The organism is Alcaligenes sp. WGS1538, from assembly GCF_043187505.1.
GTDB lineage: Bacteria > Pseudomonadota > Gammaproteobacteria > Burkholderiales > Burkholderiaceae_B > Alcaligenes.
In genome coordinates, this window is the sequence record NZ_CP171109.1 from 2,755,276 (window position 1) to 2,769,040 (window position 13,765).

The following is a 13,765-nucleotide window of genomic DNA, read 5'->3' on the forward strand; positions in this document are numbered from 1 at the left end:
CTCGGCAACAATACCAGCACCTTGAGTCACTATAGGTGCAGCACATGAAGAAACTATTGTTGGCTGGCTTGACATCGCTGATGGCGCTGGGCGCGGGTTCCGCGTTCGCCGGCGGCGTCGATGTCGATATCAATGTGGGCATTCCTGGCTTCGGTTTCGGACCTGTGTATCGCCCTCCCGTCCACGTCGTGGAGCGCCCGGTCTACGTCGCGCCGCCGCCCGTGGTCTACCACCCGCCCCGCTACGTCTACCGCCCCGGCTATGTGGAGTACGGCCGCCACCACGGCAAGCACTGGCGCAAGGAACAGAAACGCGCCTACAAGCGCTGGCGCAAGGCGCAAGAGCGCTACTGGGATGATTGACCGCCACGGCAAGCCTGCTCCTGACATGCAGGCCGGGCAATGAAAATGGGCTGACAACCGCCAAGGTTATCAGCCCATTTTGCTGTCCGCCGCCCTGAACGGGCGGCTTGCCGGACGTCAGGGGACCAGACGCTCCAGGCCGCCCATGTAGGGCCGCAAGGCCTTGGGGATGACGACGCTGCCGTCCTCCTGCTGGTGGTTCTCCAGCACGGCCACCAGGGCGCGGCCCACCGCCAGGCCGGAACCGTTCAGGGTGTGCACGTAGTCGGGGCGCGCCTTGCTGTCGGCGCGAAAGCGCGCCTGCAGGCGCCGGGCCTGGAAGGCTTCGCAATTGGAGACCGAGGAGATTTCGCGGAAGGTGTTCTGGGCCGGCAGCCAGACTTCCAGGTCGTAGGTCTTGGCCGACGAGAAGCCCATGTCGCCGGTGCACAATTGCACCACGCGGTAAGGCAGTTCCAGAGCCTGAAGCACATGCTCGGCATGGCCGACCATCTCTTCCAGCGCCTGGTAGGATTTTTCAGGGTGCACGATCTGCACCATCTCCACCTTGTCGAACTGGTGCTGGCGGATCATGCCGCGCGTATCCCGTCCGCCGCTGCCGGCTTCCGAACGAAAACACGGCGAATGCGCCGTCAGGCGGATGGGCAGCTGGTCGCCGGGCAGGATCTCGTCGCGCACGGTGCCGGTCAGGGTGATCTCCGAGGTGGAGATCAGGTACAGGTCCTCGGGCTTGCCTTCGCCCTCTTCGGCGGGTTCGCTGTCCTGGCCGCCCTTGGTGACCCAGAACATGTCGTCCTTGAACTTGGGCAGCTGGCCCGTGCCGTACAGCGTGGACGCATTGACGATATAAGGGGTGTAGCACTCGGTGTAGCCGTGCTCGCTGGTCTGCATATCCAGCATGAACTGGGCCAGCGCGCGGTGCAGGCGGGCCATCTGGCCGCGCAGCACCATGAAGCGGGCGCCGGAGAGCTTGCGGGCCGTCTCGAAGTCCAGGCCCAGCTTCTCGCCCAGCTCGACATGGTCGCGCGGCGCAAAAGCGATGTGCGCCGGATTGCCCTGCTCGTCCTTGGCCCCCGGCACCCAGCGGCGCACTTCAACGTTGTCGGCTTCGGACTCGCCCACGGGTACGCTCTCGTGCGGCAGGTTGGGAATGGTGGCGAACCAGGAGGACAGTTCGGACTGGACCTCGGCCAGATCCTGCTCCAGCTGCTTCAGACGCACGGGAATCTGCTGGGATTGGGCCAGCTCGGCGCTGGCGTCCTCGCCCTTGGATTTGAGCTGGCCGATACGCTTGGCCAGGGCGTTGCGCTCGGCCTGCAAGGTTTCGGTCTCGACCTGCACGGACTTGCGCCGCGCTTCCAGCTGCTGAAAACGCCCGGTGTCGAATTGCACGCCGCGCTTGGCCAGCCCCTGGACCAGCGGATCCAGGTCTTTGCGTATTTGGTTCAGATCTAACATGTATTAGCCGTAAAGGTGGGGTTCAGTCCAGATTGATCCCATGATTTTACCCTCAAGCGGGACGGCGCGCAGAAGGGTCGGCTAGGCGCGGCCAGGCGGAACTCCTACAATGCCTGCAAGAGCGCCCCAACCCCTGCCTGACTCGTGGAGGACCCATCAATGGCCGACGACCTGCTCGCAAAGATCACCGAGACGCTGACCACCTCCGACCGCCTGGAGATACTGGTGCGCCGTCTGCTGGAAATGCTGGAGCTGGTGACCGGGCTGGAGTCCACCTACCTGACCGAGATCGACCTGCAGGCTAATGTGCAGCGCGTCCTGTTCGCCCGCAATATCCGCACCTTGAACATTCCCGAAGGGCTGACCGTACCCTGGGGCGATACGCTGTGCAAGCGCGCCCTGGATGAAGGCCGCCCCTACACCAACAATGTGGCCGACTGCTGGGGCGACTCGGACGCCGCCCGGGCCCTGGGACTGCGCACCTACGCCAGCACGCCGGTACGGCTGAGCGACGGCTCGCTGTTTGGCACCTTGTGCGCCGCCAGCGCGCACGACAAGCCCATGGCGCCGCGCGGCCCGCTGACCCTGACGTTGTTCGCCGAACTCATTTCGAACTACATCGAGCGCGAACAGCTATTGGACAAGCTGGAGAAAGCCAACCAGGCCTTGCTGGGGTATTCCTACACGGACGCGCTTACCGACCTGCCCAACCGGCGCGCCGTCGTGCGAGGGCTGGAGGAACGCCTGGACCAGGCGCGCCGCCACGAACAGCAGCTATTGCTGGTCTTCATAGACCTGGACGACTTCAAGCGCATCAACGACGAGCATGGGCATGACACGGGAGACGACTTCCTGCGCGCAGTGGCGCAGCGCCTGGAGCGCGAATGCCGTCCCGGCGATCTCCTGGGTCGCCTGGGCGGCGACGAATTCGTCCTGGCCGCCCTGGTCCGGAAAGACGAAGCCCCCGCGGCCATGGCATCCCTGAGGCAGCGCCTGGATCACGCCCTGACAGGCCGGTACGAGCTGGACGGCGTGGTGCTGGACTACAAGGGCGCCAGCATGGGCGTCATCACCCTGAACCCGGACCAGATCATGGCCGACCAGGCCCTGGCCCAGGCCGACCATGCCATGTACGAAGACAAGCACCGCCGCAAGCAGCGGGCCTGAGCCCGCCTACTTCTTGCCCGCCTCTTCGTCCAGCTGTCGCAGGCGCGCCAGCTTCTCGCCTATCTTGATTTCCAGCCCGCGCGGCACCGGCTTGTACCAGCCCGGTTCCTGCATGCCGTCAGGCAGATAGGTCTCGCCCGCCGCATAGGCGTTGGGCTCATCGTGGGCGTAGCGGTAGGCGTGGCCATAGCCCAGTTCTTTCATGAGCTTGGTGGGCGCGTTGCGCAAGTGCACCGGCACTTCGCGGCTCTTGTCCTGCTTCACGAAGGCCCGCGCCTGGTTGTAGGCCATGTAGCCCGCGTTGCTCTTGGCCGCCACGGCCAGATAGATGACCGCCTGCCCCAGGGCCAGTTCGCCCTCCGGGCTGCCCAGGCGCTCGTAGGTATTGGCCGCGTCATTGGCGATCTGCAGCGCGCGCGGATCGGCCAGGCCGATGTCCTCCCAGGCCATGCGCACGATGCGCCGCGCCAGATAGCGCGGATCGGCGCCGCCGTCCAGCATGCGCGTCAGCCAGTACAGGGCCGCATCGGGGCTGGAGCCGCGCACGGATTTGTGCAGGGCGGAAATCTGATCGTAAAAATTGTCGCCGCCCTTGTCGAAGCGACGGGCGTTCAGGGTCAGGGCTTTTTCGATGAAGGCGGCATCGATATGCGTCACGCCCGCGGCCCCGGCCGCGGTGCTGCATTGTTCCAGCAGGTTCAGGAAACGGCGCGCGTCCCCGTCCGCATAGCCGATCAGGGTGTCGGCAGCCAGCTCGTCGAACTGCAACTGCGGCAGGGCCTTTTCCTGGGCGCGCTGCAGCAGCTGGCGCAGCTCCTCGTCCGTCAAGGACTTGAGCACATAGACCTGTGCCCGCGAGAGCAGCGCCGAGTTGACCTCGAAAGAAGGGTTTTCCGTGGTCGCGCCAATAAAGGTGACCAGGCCACTTTCCGCATAAGGCAGCAGAGCGTCCTGCTGGCCCTTGTTGAAGCGGTGGATCTCATCCACGAACAGGATGGTGCGCTTGCCCAGGCTCAGGTTCCGCTCGGCCTGCTCCATGGCGGCGCGAATGTCCTTGACTCCCGAGAACACCGCCGACAAGGCGATGAACTCGCAGTCGAAGGCCCGGGCCGTCAGTCTTGCCAGCGTGGTCTTGCCCACGCCGGGAGGGCCCCAGAAGATCATGGAATGCGGCTTGCCGGACTGGAAGGCCAGGCGCAGCGGCCGGCCTTCGCCCAGCAGATGGGACTGGCCGATGACTTCGTCCAGGGACTGGGGACGCAGAGCCTCGGCCAGGGGTGCGGCCGGCTCGACCTTGAACAGATCCGACATCAGGGCATGGAGACGACATCGACGCCGGGCGGCGCCTTGAAGTCGAAGGCGCCGGCGGCAAAGCGCGGATTGGACTCCAGGGCGCTGAAGTCGATGTACGTGGTCTGGCCGAAGGAATCCTTCAGCTCCAGCCGCCGGGGCTCGCGCCCCTTGAAGCCGATATCCACGTAGGCGAAGCCCGCATCGCTCTGGCGGGGCGTGGCGCGCAGCCAGTCCAGTCCGTCGCGTTCACCCTGGTCCTTGAGCTCGAAAGACTGCTCCAGGTCGCCCGTACCGAACAGGATGGCGGCCGGAGACGTGCCGATGGACTGGTCCACGCCGCGCTGCGTGACTTGCGCCAGGTCGGGATCGTATTGATAAAGATGCTTGCCATCGGACACAATCAGTTGCTCGTAGGGACGCTGCACCTGCCACTTGAACTGGCCGGGACGCTGGAAGGCGAACAGTCCCGATTGCGGAGCGCCCTTGGATTGGCCCTGGGCATCCAGCGTGCGCTGGGAGAACTGGCCCTGCGCCGTCTTGACGTCCTGCACGAAGGCGCGCAGCTGCTCACTGGCCGAAGCCGCCAGGGTCAGGGCCGGCGTGGCGGCCAGCGCCAGGCAGGCCATCAGGGTTTTAATCTTCATCGCTAGCACCTCCTGCGGGAACGAGGATTTCCCGGTTGCCATTGGGCTGCATGGCCGACACCAGGCCGGCCTGCTCCATCTGCTCCAGCAGGCGCGCCGCCCGGTTGTAGCCGATGCGCAGATGGCGCTGCACCGAGGAAATGGACGCGCGCCGATTCTTGATGATGACCTGCACCGCCTGGTCGTACAGCGGGTCGGACTCCGCATCCACCATGCCCGTGACGGGATTGACGCCTTCGCCCGTCTCGCCCTCCAGGGCGCCTTCGAGCAGGCCTTCCACGTAGTCCGGCTCGCCGTGCTCTTTCAGGAATTCCACCACGCGATGGACCTCGTCGTCGCTGACGAAGGCGCCGTGGACGCGATTGGGCAGGCCCGTGCCGGGCGGCAGATAGAGCATGTCGCCCTGCCCCAGCAGGGTCTCGGCGCCCATCTGGTCCAGAATGGTGCGCGAGTCGATCTTGGAAGAGACCTGGAAGGCGATGCGGGTGGGGATGTTGGCCTTGATCAGGCCGGTGATGACATCCACGCTGGGTCGCTGCGTGGCCAGGATCAGGTGTATGCCGGCCGCGCGCGCCTTCTGCGCCAGCCGGGCGATGAGCTCTTCGATCTTCTTGCCCTGCACCATCATCAGGTCCGCCAGCTCGTCGATGATGACCACGATCATGGGCAGCACGGACAAGGGCTCGGGCGCATCGGGCGTGAGCGAGAAAGGATTGGGGATGAGCTCGTCGCGCTTCTGCGCTTCGCGGATCTTGGCGTTGAAGCCGGCCAGGTTGCGCACGCCCAGCTTGCTCATGAGCCGGTAGCGTTTTTCCATTTCGGCCACGCACCAGTTCAGGGCGTTGGACGCCAGGCGCATGTCGGTGACCACGGGGGCCAGCAGATGCGGGATGCCCTCGTAGACGCTCATCTCCAGCATCTTGGGATCGATCAGGATCAGGCGCACGTCGGCCGGGTCGGCCTTGTACAACAGTGACAGGATCATCGCATTGATCCCCACCGACTTGCCCGAACCGGTGGTGCCGGCCACCAGCAGATGCGGCATCTTGGCCAGGTCGGCCACCACGGGCTTGCCGGCGATGTCCTTGCCCAGCGCCATGGTCAGCAGCGAGGCGCTGGCGTGATAGGTCTGCGAGCCGATGATTTCTTCAAGGCGCACCATCTGGCGGCGCGGATTGGGCAGCTCCAGGCCCATCAGGTTCTTGCCGGGAATGGTCTCCACCACGCGGATGCTGACCAGACTGAGCGCCCGCGCCAGGTCCTTGGCCAGGTTGACGATCTGGCTGCCCTTCACGCCCGTGGCCGGTTCGATTTCGTAGCGCGTGATGACCGGGCCGGCCTGGGCCGCCACCACGGTGACCGCCACGCCGAAATCCGACAGTTTCTTTTCGATCAGGCGGGAAGTGAATTCGATGGTTTCGGGAGAGACGGTCTCCGCATTGTCCGAAGGCGCATCCAGCAGCGAGAGCGGCGGCAAGTCGCCGGCTTCGCCGGCCTGACGCGGGGCCTTGAAAAGCGTCTGCTGCTTTTCCTTCTCGACGCGCTCGGATTTGGGAACGGCCACGAAGGCCGGCTCGATGCGCACGGGCTGTTCGTGCACCAGCTGTTCCTGCTTGGCCACCACACTTTCGGTGCGCTCGGCGCGCTTGACCTCGCCCACGCGGCGATCTTCGCGCGCAGCGCGCAGCGCCAGCAGGCGGCGCAGGCCGTTTTCAATCAGGGCGCCAAGCCGTTCGGCCAGCACCAGCCAGGAAAAACCGAAGAACAGGCTGGCGCCCACCGCCACGAAAGCCAGCAGGACCAGCGTGGCGCCGCCGGCGCCGATGGAGGTGGACAGCAACTGCCCCAGCAGCTGGCCCAGCTGCCCGCCGGCTCCGGCCGGCAGGCCCAGGCGCGCGCCCAGGTCCTTGAAGAACAAGGCTTCCGAACCCATGCAGCCCAGGAACAGCAGGGTAAAGCCGATGCCGGTCTCCCAGCGCACGCGCGGCAGCGGATCTTCGCCCTTGCTGTTGGGCAGCAGCAGCGTGGTCAGACGATAGAAGCCCACCCCGACGCGCTGCACCAGCAGCACGACCCACAGCCAGGACGACAGGCCGAACAGGAAAAGCAGGAAATCGGCGATATGGGCGCCGAAGATGCCGCCGCCGTTCTGCGTGGCCCCGGCATGCACAGAATGCGACCAGCCCGGATCGCCCGGATCCCAGGTCGCCAGCACCAGCCCCAGCCAGGCCGCCAGCGCGGCGAAGATGATCCACCGCGCTTCGCGCAGCAGACCGGTCAGGCGCTGCTGAAGGGCCGAAGGGCCGTTGCGCACGTTTTTCGATGACCGGGAGGTACGAGGGGATGTTGCAGGTATTCTTGCCATGTACTCATTATAATTGGAGATCGTCTTTTTCGGATTTTCTGTGATGTCGACTACAAAACACGCGAAAGTACTTATTCTGGGCTCAGGCCCGGCCGGTTATACCGCAGCAGTCTATGCCGCCCGCGCCAACCTCAAACCGGTACTGGTCACAGGCATGGAACAAGGCGGTCAGTTGATGACCACCACCGACGTGGACAACTGGCCGGCGGATGCGCAAGGCGTCCAGGGACCTGATCTTATGGCACGTTTCCAGGCGCATGCAGAACGATTCGAAACAGAATTAATCTTCGACATGATCGCTTCGGTGGACCTGGGCAAGCGGCCCTTCACCCTGAAGGGAGACAGCGGCACGGTCTATACCTGCGACGCCCTGATCATCGCCACCGGCGCCTCGGCCCAGTACCTGGGCCTGCCCACGGAGCAGGAATTCATGGGCCGCGGCGTATCGGGCTGCGCCACCTGCGACGGCTTCTTCTACAAGAACCAGGACGTCATCGTGGTGGGCGGCGGGAATACGGCCGTGGAAGAGGCCCTGTACCTGTCCAACATCTGCAAGACCGTCACCCTGGTGCACCGCCGCGACACCTTCCGCTCGGAAGCCATCCTGACCGACAAGCTGATGGACAAGGTCGAGAACGGCAACATCCGCCTGAAGCTGCACTACGAGCTGCAGGAAGTGCTGGGCGACGCCTCCGGCGTGACCGGCGTGCGCCTGAAGAACAACCAGACCAATGCCACGGAAGACCTGGACGTGACCGGCGCCTTCATCGCCATCGGCCACAAGCCCAACACCGGCATCTTCCAGGGCCAGCTGGACATGCACGACGGCTACATCACCACCCGCAGCGGCCTGCAGGGCATGGCCACCATGACCTCGGTGCCGGGCGTCTTCGCCGCCGGCGACGTGCAGGACAACATCTATCGCCAGGCTATCACCAGCGCCGCCAGCGGCTGCATGGCCGCCCTGGACGCACAGCGCTGGCTGGATGAAAACGAGTAAGCCCAAGGCCGTGGGCAACAGCCTGGCCGACCTGAAGAAGCTGCAGAACCAGGTCCGCCAGGCCGAATCGCCCGCGCCCGAACCCGCCCGCCCCCAGCGCCGGCAGCGCCCTCGCCCGCCCGATCCGGGCAGCAAGCCCGCGCGCCGGCCCAACGTCTTCCAGACTGTCGCCGAACCGGCGTCCCAATTGGATCCCGCGGACCTGGCCCTGCTGCGCCAGTCGTTGCGCGATGTGGCGCCGCTCAAGAAGCGCGGCCAGTCCGCGCCGAGCACGCGCCCGGCCGCCACCCCCGAACAACTGGAACAGCGCCGCCGCCATGCGGTCGGCGACCCCTTGACGCCGCCCGCCCTGCCGGCGGCCTCGGACCAGTACGTCAGCGTCAAAGGCGAGACCAACGACCGGCGCCACCTGCGCCCGGGCTGCGGCACCGACGTGCTGCGCGACCTGGAGCGCAATCGCTGGCCGATCGAATCCAGCCTGGACCTGCATGGCTCCGACCTGGAGCAGGCGCGCGAACGCCTGGACAATTTCCTGCGCTCCTGCCTGGAGCACAATGTGCGCTGCGTACGCATCGTGCATGGCGCGGGCTACGGCTCACGCAACGGGGAACCCGTGCTCAAGCACACGGTGCGCCGCTGGCTGACCCAACTGCCCGCCGTGCTGGCTTTTGTGGAATGCGCGCCCAACGAGGGCGGCGACGGCGCAGTAAAGCTCGTGCTGCAGGCGCAGTCGCCCGCGCAGGAGCCACGGCGCTGACCACGCGCCGGCCCCGCCGCTGACGACGGGTTCAAGCGCGACTGGCCGGATACGATGTGGGAAGCGCCTGGTCGTGCAATGCCCCAGCCGCCAGGCCAAGGGGCTTCAGCCGAGGCCGGACGTGAAAAAGGCCAGCTTGCGCTGGCCTTTTCCTTGTTGTTGTTATGTTGTACTGCATATTGCTTTTATAGTGTCGACCGCTCGATGTCAGTCTTTATGCCCTGCTTTGCGGGCTATGTCTCCTCACCTGCATGAAACGCATTGTGCCCCAATTATGACAATGTCACACTTAGGGAATGCACTGATATCCGTTCAAGCCGAAAACAAGGGCCGCCTCTTTATTTAAACCTAAATTAATTGTCGCCGGGCGGCAAGCCTTTCAGGACGCGCTTCAGGAACACCTGCATTTCCTTTTCGGCCTGCTTGTCGCCATGCTGGCGGGCGATCTCCAGTCCATGCTCCAGCACGCTCCTGGCCTGCGCCAGCTGACCGCTGTCCAGCAAAACCCGCCCCAGCTGCTTCCAGGCAGCGGTGTAATTTCCATCCATCTGCACGGCGCAGCGCAGATGCGCCTCGGCCGCCGCCAGATCCCCATCAGCCAGGCAGGCATTGCCCAGCCCCAGCCGGAGCAAGGCGCTGTCCTTGCCGGCCGCCAGCAGTTTTTCCAATCCTTCGCGCATCGTTTCGCTCCAAAAAAATCGTCTTGTCCAGGCCTGCGCATCGAACATACGGCCGACTTTCACCGTAGAAGAAACCCGTCCATTGTTACAAGAAGCGCAAGCTGCATGCGTATATTGTCGCTTGAAACGGCAAATGATAAATTTTCAGCATGGACACCCCAATTCGACCTTCCTCTGAACATCATGCAGGTCTGGCCGAAGTCGCCCGGACCCTGGGGCATCCTTTACGCCTGGCGCTGCTGGAGCACCTGGCGCAGGGCGAACGGCATGTCGAACGTCTGGCAGCCCTGACAGGCCAATCCACCGCGGCCGCCTCCCAGCATCTACAAGCCCTGCGGCGCACGGGCTTCGTGCAGGCGCGCCGCAATGGCAAGCACAAAGTGTATCGGCTGGGCGATGGGCCGGTCCTGATCTTGCTGGCTGCGCTGCAGCATTATGCGAACTCGACGGAGCACGGCCTCTATCAGTCCTCCGGCGCGCCCTCCTGCCCCGGCATGCATCTGGAAGAATTCCTGCGCACCCCGCAGCGGGACCGCCCCTTCCTGCTGGACGTCCGCCCGCAAGACGAGTATGCCCTGGGACACGTGCCCGGCGCCATCAACATTCCCGAGGATGAGCTGATCCGGCGGCTGCCCGAGCTGCCGCCTTGCCGCCGCTTGGTGGTCTACTGTCGCGGGCCGGCCTCTCCCCTGTCGGCCCGCGCCGTCCAGCTGTTGTGCGCCGAAGGCTGGGACGCCTGTCGCCTGGAAGGCGGATTTCCGCAATGGCAAGCGGCCGGCTTGCGTGTGGACATGCCCAGCATAGTTTCAGAAAACCCTTGAAAAACAATAAGTTGAAAGCCGGGTTTTAAGCATATAACTATTTTATATCCAAACAATTAGCCCCCAATTGCTAACATGCCCCGAAGCTTCAGGGCGAGTATCGCACTACGGCGGGCTCGTGACCGCTTCGACGAAAGGCGCTTCCTGCGCGCTTCGCTCGCGCCCTGAAGGCAACCGCTCCAGCGCCGTCCCAACGGCCGCCGCTTCCCAGGAATCCTTCGCAACAAAAGCAAGAACGCCGCTTCATGACTATCCATTCTTCCCGTGATCGGGCCATGCATCTGGCCGCCTTCGTCGTTGCCGGCCCGGTATCGGGCTGCCACGGCGGCTGGCGCCACCCGGCTGCCGACACGCAACTGCTGTCCGCCTCCTATTACACCCGCCTGGGCCAATTGCTGGAGCAAGGGCGCTTCGACATGCTGTTCCTGGCCGACATCCTGGCCATCCCGCGCCGCTACCAGGGCCGGATGGACAGCCAACTGCAACTGGGCGCGCTGGGCGCCTTGCGCCTGGACCCCATGATCGTGCTGTCGTTGATCGCCGGCGCCACCCGCCACCTGGGCCTGGCCAGCACGATCTCCACCTCCTACTTCAGCCCCTACGCCGTGGCGCGTTCGCTGGCCACGCTGGATCACCTGAGCGCCGGGCGCGCCGCCTGGAACATCGTCACCTCCTTCCAGCAGGCCGAGGCCGCCAACTTCGGGCTGACCGACCAGTTGAGCCGCGACGAGCGCTACGACCGCGCCGAGGAGTTCGTGGAAGTGGCCTGCAAATTGTGGGATAGCTGGGACGACGAGGCCCTGCGCCTGGATGCCGCCACGCCCCAGTTCGCCGACCCGGCCCGCGTGCGCGCCATCGATCACCAGGGCAAATGGTTCAACGTGCAAGGTCCGCTGAACGTCAGCCGTCCTCCCCAAGGACGGCCGGTCTTCATCCAGGCCGGCGCCTCGGGCCGCGGCAAGGACTTCGCGGCGCGCTGGGCCGACGTCATTTTCGTGACTCATTCCTCGCTGGAATCCGCCCAGGCCTTCTATACGGAAATGAAAGAGCGCGCCGCCCGTTTCGGGCGCTCGCCCGACAGCCTGCGCATTCTGCCGGGCATCGTGCCCATCGTCGGCGAGACGGAGGCCATCGCCCTGGAACAGGAAAAGCTGCTCAGCGACCTGACCGATCCGGAGTCCGGCCTGTCCACGCTGTCCTATCACCTGGACATCGACCTGTCCCAGTTTCCCCAGGACGAAGTCCTGCCGGACCTGGACGTGCCCGGCGTGCAGGGCCACTACAAGGAAGTGGCCGAGCTCACCCGCCGCAGCGGCATCGGCCTGCGCGAGCTGGGCCACCGCTACGGCATCGGTCCCTTGCGCGACTTCGTGGGCTCGGCCGACAAAGTGGCCGACAGCCTGCAGCACTGGTTCGAGGCCGACGCCTGCGATGGCTTCATGATCCAGGTGCCCTACCTGCCCGGCGGACTGGAAAGCTTTGTACGCCTGGTCGTGCCCCGCCTGCAGGACCGCGAATTGTTCCGTCGCAACTACACCGGCGACACCCTGCGCGAGCATCTTGGGCTGGAACGCCCCGCTCGCATCTGAAAGGAGCCGACATGGCCAAGAATCACGTGGACAGCCGCCTGAGCGGCCAGGCAGGACGATTCCTGCTGCAGGCCCGCGACCAGCACCTGGTCGTGGACGCATCGGCGGGCCGCGGCGGCCAGGCCCAGGCCTGGCAGGCGGCCGAGCTGCTGCTGGGCGCCCTGCAGACCTGCTCGCACGCCGTCATCGACAACGAAGCACGCCAGCAGGGGCTGAACGACTACGCCCTGCGCATCGAAGCCGACTGCGAGAACGACGAGGAGCAGCCCGGCCACTACCGCTACATCACGCTGGACTATCACTTCCAGGGCGTCAGCCAGGAGCAGGCGCAGGACCTGGTGGCCCGCTTCCAGGCCGTCTGTCCCATCTACGGCTCGCTGTCCCGGGGCGCCCCGGTCAGCGTGCGCGTCTTCAGCACCCGCTGACCCCCTGAAACAACTCTTGCAAAGCACACACCCATCATGAAACTGAAACACCGGGCCGCCGGCCTGCTGGCCGCCGCATCCCTGGGCCTGGCCGCCCAGCAAGCCATGGCCCTGACCATAGGCACCATCCTGTCCACGACCGGGCCCGCCGCCTTTCTGGGCGAGGATATGAAAGCCGGCATGGAAATCGCCGTCGAGGAAATCAACGCCGCCGGCGGCATAGCCGGCGAGCCCGTCAAATGGGTCTTCTACGACGCCGAAAGCCAGGCGGCCAAGGCCCTGGCCGCCACCCGCCGCCTGCTCTCGCAGGACAAGGTGGACATCATCGTGGGCGGCGGCAACATGAGCGGCATCGCGCTGGCCATGGTCCCCCTGAGCGCCCAGGCAAAGACGCCCTTCATTTCCACGGAAGGTTCGCTGGCCATCGTGGACCCGGCTGAACAGCGCCCCTGGGCCTTCAAGAGCACGGTGGACGACCGCCAGGTCTTCGAGCGCCTGGCCGACTACCTCCGCAAGCAAGGCATCACCCGCGTGGCGCTGCTGCACGACACCAGCGGCTTCGGACAGGCCGCCGCGGAGGAACTGAAGAAGATGGCGCCGGGCCTGGGCCTGGACGCCCGCTTCGAGGCCTTCGCGCCCACCGACACCGATCTGACCCCGCAGCTGACCCGCATCAAGAACAGCGATGCGCAAGCCGTGCTGTGCTGGACCGTGACCCCGGCCGGGGTGATCTTCAACAAGCAGGCCACCCAGCTGGGGCTGACCGACCGCACGCTGATCCACAGCTACGGCTTCGTGTCGCAGAAGTACATGGAACTGGCGGGCGATGCCGCCGGCAACGTGCTGCTGGTGTCCGTCAAGTTTCCGGTGGGCGCCGACCTGCCCGACAGCGACACCCAGAAAGAAGTCATCGCCGAGCTGACCCGCAAGTTCGAGGCCCGCTACGGCCGCAAGCCCAACCAGTATGTCGCCCAGACCTATGACGCCATCCAGCTGGCCCGCCAGGCCCTGGAGCGCAGCGGCGGCGACAAGGACAAGACCCGCGCGGCGCTGGAGGCCATACAGGGCTACCACGGCGTGGGCGGCACCTTCAACTTCTCGGCGCAGCGCCACTCGGGCCTGTCCAAGAGCGACATCGTCCTGCTGAAGTGGCAGGACGGCGCGTTCCGCCTGCACGACTACCAGTAGCGCCCGACGCGCAGCG

At 65.4% G+C, this 13,765-nt stretch carries 13 protein-coding genes; 8 read left to right on the plus strand and 5 right to left on the minus strand.

Going from position 1 to position 13,765, the window contains the following annotated elements; genetic code table 11:
- The first annotated feature begins 44 nt into the window (after window positions 1-44).
- Window positions 45-362 carry a hypothetical protein gene (locus tag ACF3ND_RS12840; RefSeq protein ID WP_394061014.1) on the plus strand — a complete coding sequence of 106 codons (318 nt, stop codon included), beginning with the start codon at window positions 45-47 and terminating at the stop codon, window positions 360-362.
- Window positions 363-479: 117 nt separating this feature from the next.
- Here the strand turns inward: ACF3ND_RS12840 and serS are convergent, their stop codons facing one another.
- Complete coding sequence (gene serS, locus ACF3ND_RS12845) at window positions 480-1,820, minus strand: serine--tRNA ligase (protein WP_394061016.1); 1,341 nt, start codon at window positions 1,818-1,820, stop codon at window positions 480-482.
- 159 nt (window positions 1,821-1,979) lie between these two features.
- Between serS and ACF3ND_RS12850 the strand changes: the two genes are divergently transcribed.
- The gene (locus ACF3ND_RS12850) at window positions 1,980-2,987 is read left to right on the plus strand and encodes a diguanylate cyclase domain-containing protein (RefSeq protein ID WP_394061018.1); all 1,008 of its coding nucleotides are present in this window, start codon (window positions 1,980-1,982) and stop codon (window positions 2,985-2,987) included.
- A 6-nt stretch (window positions 2,988-2,993) separates the two neighbouring features.
- Here ACF3ND_RS12850 and ACF3ND_RS12855 read toward each other — a convergent pair whose 3' ends face one another.
- From ACF3ND_RS12855 to ACF3ND_RS12865, 3 genes are read right to left on the minus strand one after another with little or no spacing between them, the layout of a single operon-like run.
- Entirely contained in the window at window positions 2,994-4,298 is a 1,305-nt protein-coding gene (locus tag ACF3ND_RS12855; RefSeq protein ID WP_394061020.1) for a replication-associated recombination protein A, read from the minus strand.
- Window positions 4,298-4,924: an outer membrane lipoprotein chaperone LolA gene (gene lolA / locus ACF3ND_RS12860; protein WP_394061022.1), complete on the minus strand. Its 627-nt coding sequence runs from the start codon at window positions 4,922-4,924 to the stop codon at window positions 4,298-4,300. The genes ACF3ND_RS12855 and lolA overlap by 1 nt, the downstream gene beginning before the upstream one ends.
- On the minus strand, window positions 4,914-7,289 hold the full coding sequence (locus ACF3ND_RS12865) for a DNA translocase FtsK (RefSeq protein ID WP_394061024.1): 2,376 nt from the start codon (window positions 7,287-7,289) through the stop codon (window positions 4,914-4,916). Before ACF3ND_RS12865 ends, lolA begins: the two co-directional genes overlap by 11 nt.
- A gap of 43 nt (window positions 7,290-7,332) precedes the next feature.
- Between ACF3ND_RS12865 and trxB the strand changes: the two genes are divergently transcribed.
- Together trxB and ACF3ND_RS12875 are read left to right on the plus strand one after the other, a co-directional pair.
- A complete protein-coding gene (gene trxB / locus ACF3ND_RS12870; protein WP_394061026.1) occupies window positions 7,333-8,289 on the plus strand; it encodes a thioredoxin-disulfide reductase in 957 nt (318 codons plus the stop codon).
- On the plus strand, window positions 8,276-9,046 hold the full coding sequence (locus ACF3ND_RS12875) for a Smr/MutS family protein (protein ID WP_394061028.1): 771 nt from the start codon (window positions 8,276-8,278) through the stop codon (window positions 9,044-9,046). The genes trxB and ACF3ND_RS12875 overlap by 14 nt, the downstream gene beginning before the upstream one ends.
- 353 nt (window positions 9,047-9,399) lie before the next feature.
- Here the strand turns inward: ACF3ND_RS12875 and ACF3ND_RS12880 are convergent, their stop codons facing one another.
- Window positions 9,400-9,726: a tetratricopeptide repeat protein gene (locus ACF3ND_RS12880; RefSeq protein ID WP_394061030.1), complete on the minus strand. Its 327-nt coding sequence runs from the start codon at window positions 9,724-9,726 to the stop codon at window positions 9,400-9,402.
- Window positions 9,727-9,875: 149 nt separating this feature from the next.
- Here ACF3ND_RS12880 and ACF3ND_RS12885 point away from each other — a divergent pair, with 149 nt between their 5' ends.
- The 4 genes from ACF3ND_RS12885 to ACF3ND_RS12900 all read left to right on the plus strand — a co-directional run bounded on the left by ACF3ND_RS12885 (window position 9,876) and on the right by ACF3ND_RS12900 (window position 13,749).
- Window positions 9,876-10,547, plus strand: a complete 672-nt coding sequence (locus ACF3ND_RS12885) for an ArsR/SmtB family transcription factor (RefSeq protein ID WP_394061032.1) — start codon at window positions 9,876-9,878, stop codon at window positions 10,545-10,547.
- Between the two features lie 245 nt (window positions 10,548-10,792).
- Window positions 10,793-12,136 (plus strand): LLM class flavin-dependent oxidoreductase, encoded by a 1,344-nt coding sequence (locus ACF3ND_RS12890; RefSeq protein WP_394061034.1) that lies wholly within the window; start codon window positions 10,793-10,795, stop codon window positions 12,134-12,136.
- A gap of 11 nt (window positions 12,137-12,147) precedes the next feature.
- The gene (locus ACF3ND_RS12895; protein ID WP_394061036.1) at window positions 12,148-12,561 is read left to right on the plus strand and encodes an OsmC family protein; all 414 of its coding nucleotides are present in this window, start codon (window positions 12,148-12,150) and stop codon (window positions 12,559-12,561) included.
- Window positions 12,562-12,597: 36 nt separating this feature from the next.
- Window positions 12,598-13,749 carry an ABC transporter substrate-binding protein gene (locus ACF3ND_RS12900; protein ID WP_394061038.1) on the plus strand — a complete coding sequence of 384 codons (1,152 nt, stop codon included), beginning with the start codon at window positions 12,598-12,600 and terminating at the stop codon, window positions 13,747-13,749.
- Window positions 13,750-13,765: the final 16 nt, after the last annotated feature.

Coding starts and splice junctions, on each gene's coding strand:
- ACF3ND_RS12840 (WP_394061014.1), top strand. CDS start 45: ATGAAGAAACTATTGTTGGCTGGCTTGACATCGCTGATGGCGCTGGGC.
- serS (WP_394061016.1), bottom strand. CDS start 1,820: ATGTTAGATCTGAACCAAATACGCAAAGACCTGGATCCGCTGGTCCAG.
- ACF3ND_RS12850 (WP_394061018.1), top strand. CDS start 1,980: ATGGCCGACGACCTGCTCGCAAAGATCACCGAGACGCTGACCACCTCC.
- ACF3ND_RS12855 (WP_394061020.1), bottom strand. CDS start 4,298: ATGTCGGATCTGTTCAAGGTCGAGCCGGCCGCACCCCTGGCCGAGGCT.
- lolA (WP_394061022.1), bottom strand. CDS start 4,924: ATGAAGATTAAAACCCTGATGGCCTGCCTGGCGCTGGCCGCCACGCCG.
- ACF3ND_RS12865 (WP_394061024.1), bottom strand. CDS start 7,289: ATGGCAAGAATACCTGCAACATCCCCTCGTACCTCCCGGTCATCGAAA.
- trxB (WP_394061026.1), top strand. CDS start 7,333: ATGTCGACTACAAAACACGCGAAAGTACTTATTCTGGGCTCAGGCCCG.
- ACF3ND_RS12875 (WP_394061028.1), top strand. CDS start 8,276: ATGAAAACGAGTAAGCCCAAGGCCGTGGGCAACAGCCTGGCCGACCTG.
- ACF3ND_RS12880 (WP_394061030.1), bottom strand. CDS start 9,726: ATGCGCGAAGGATTGGAAAAACTGCTGGCGGCCGGCAAGGACAGCGCC.
- ACF3ND_RS12885 (WP_394061032.1), top strand. CDS start 9,876: ATGGACACCCCAATTCGACCTTCCTCTGAACATCATGCAGGTCTGGCC.
- ACF3ND_RS12890 (WP_394061034.1), top strand. CDS start 10,793: ATGACTATCCATTCTTCCCGTGATCGGGCCATGCATCTGGCCGCCTTC.
- ACF3ND_RS12895 (WP_394061036.1), top strand. CDS start 12,148: ATGGCCAAGAATCACGTGGACAGCCGCCTGAGCGGCCAGGCAGGACGA.
- ACF3ND_RS12900 (WP_394061038.1), top strand. CDS start 12,598: ATGAAACTGAAACACCGGGCCGCCGGCCTGCTGGCCGCCGCATCCCTG.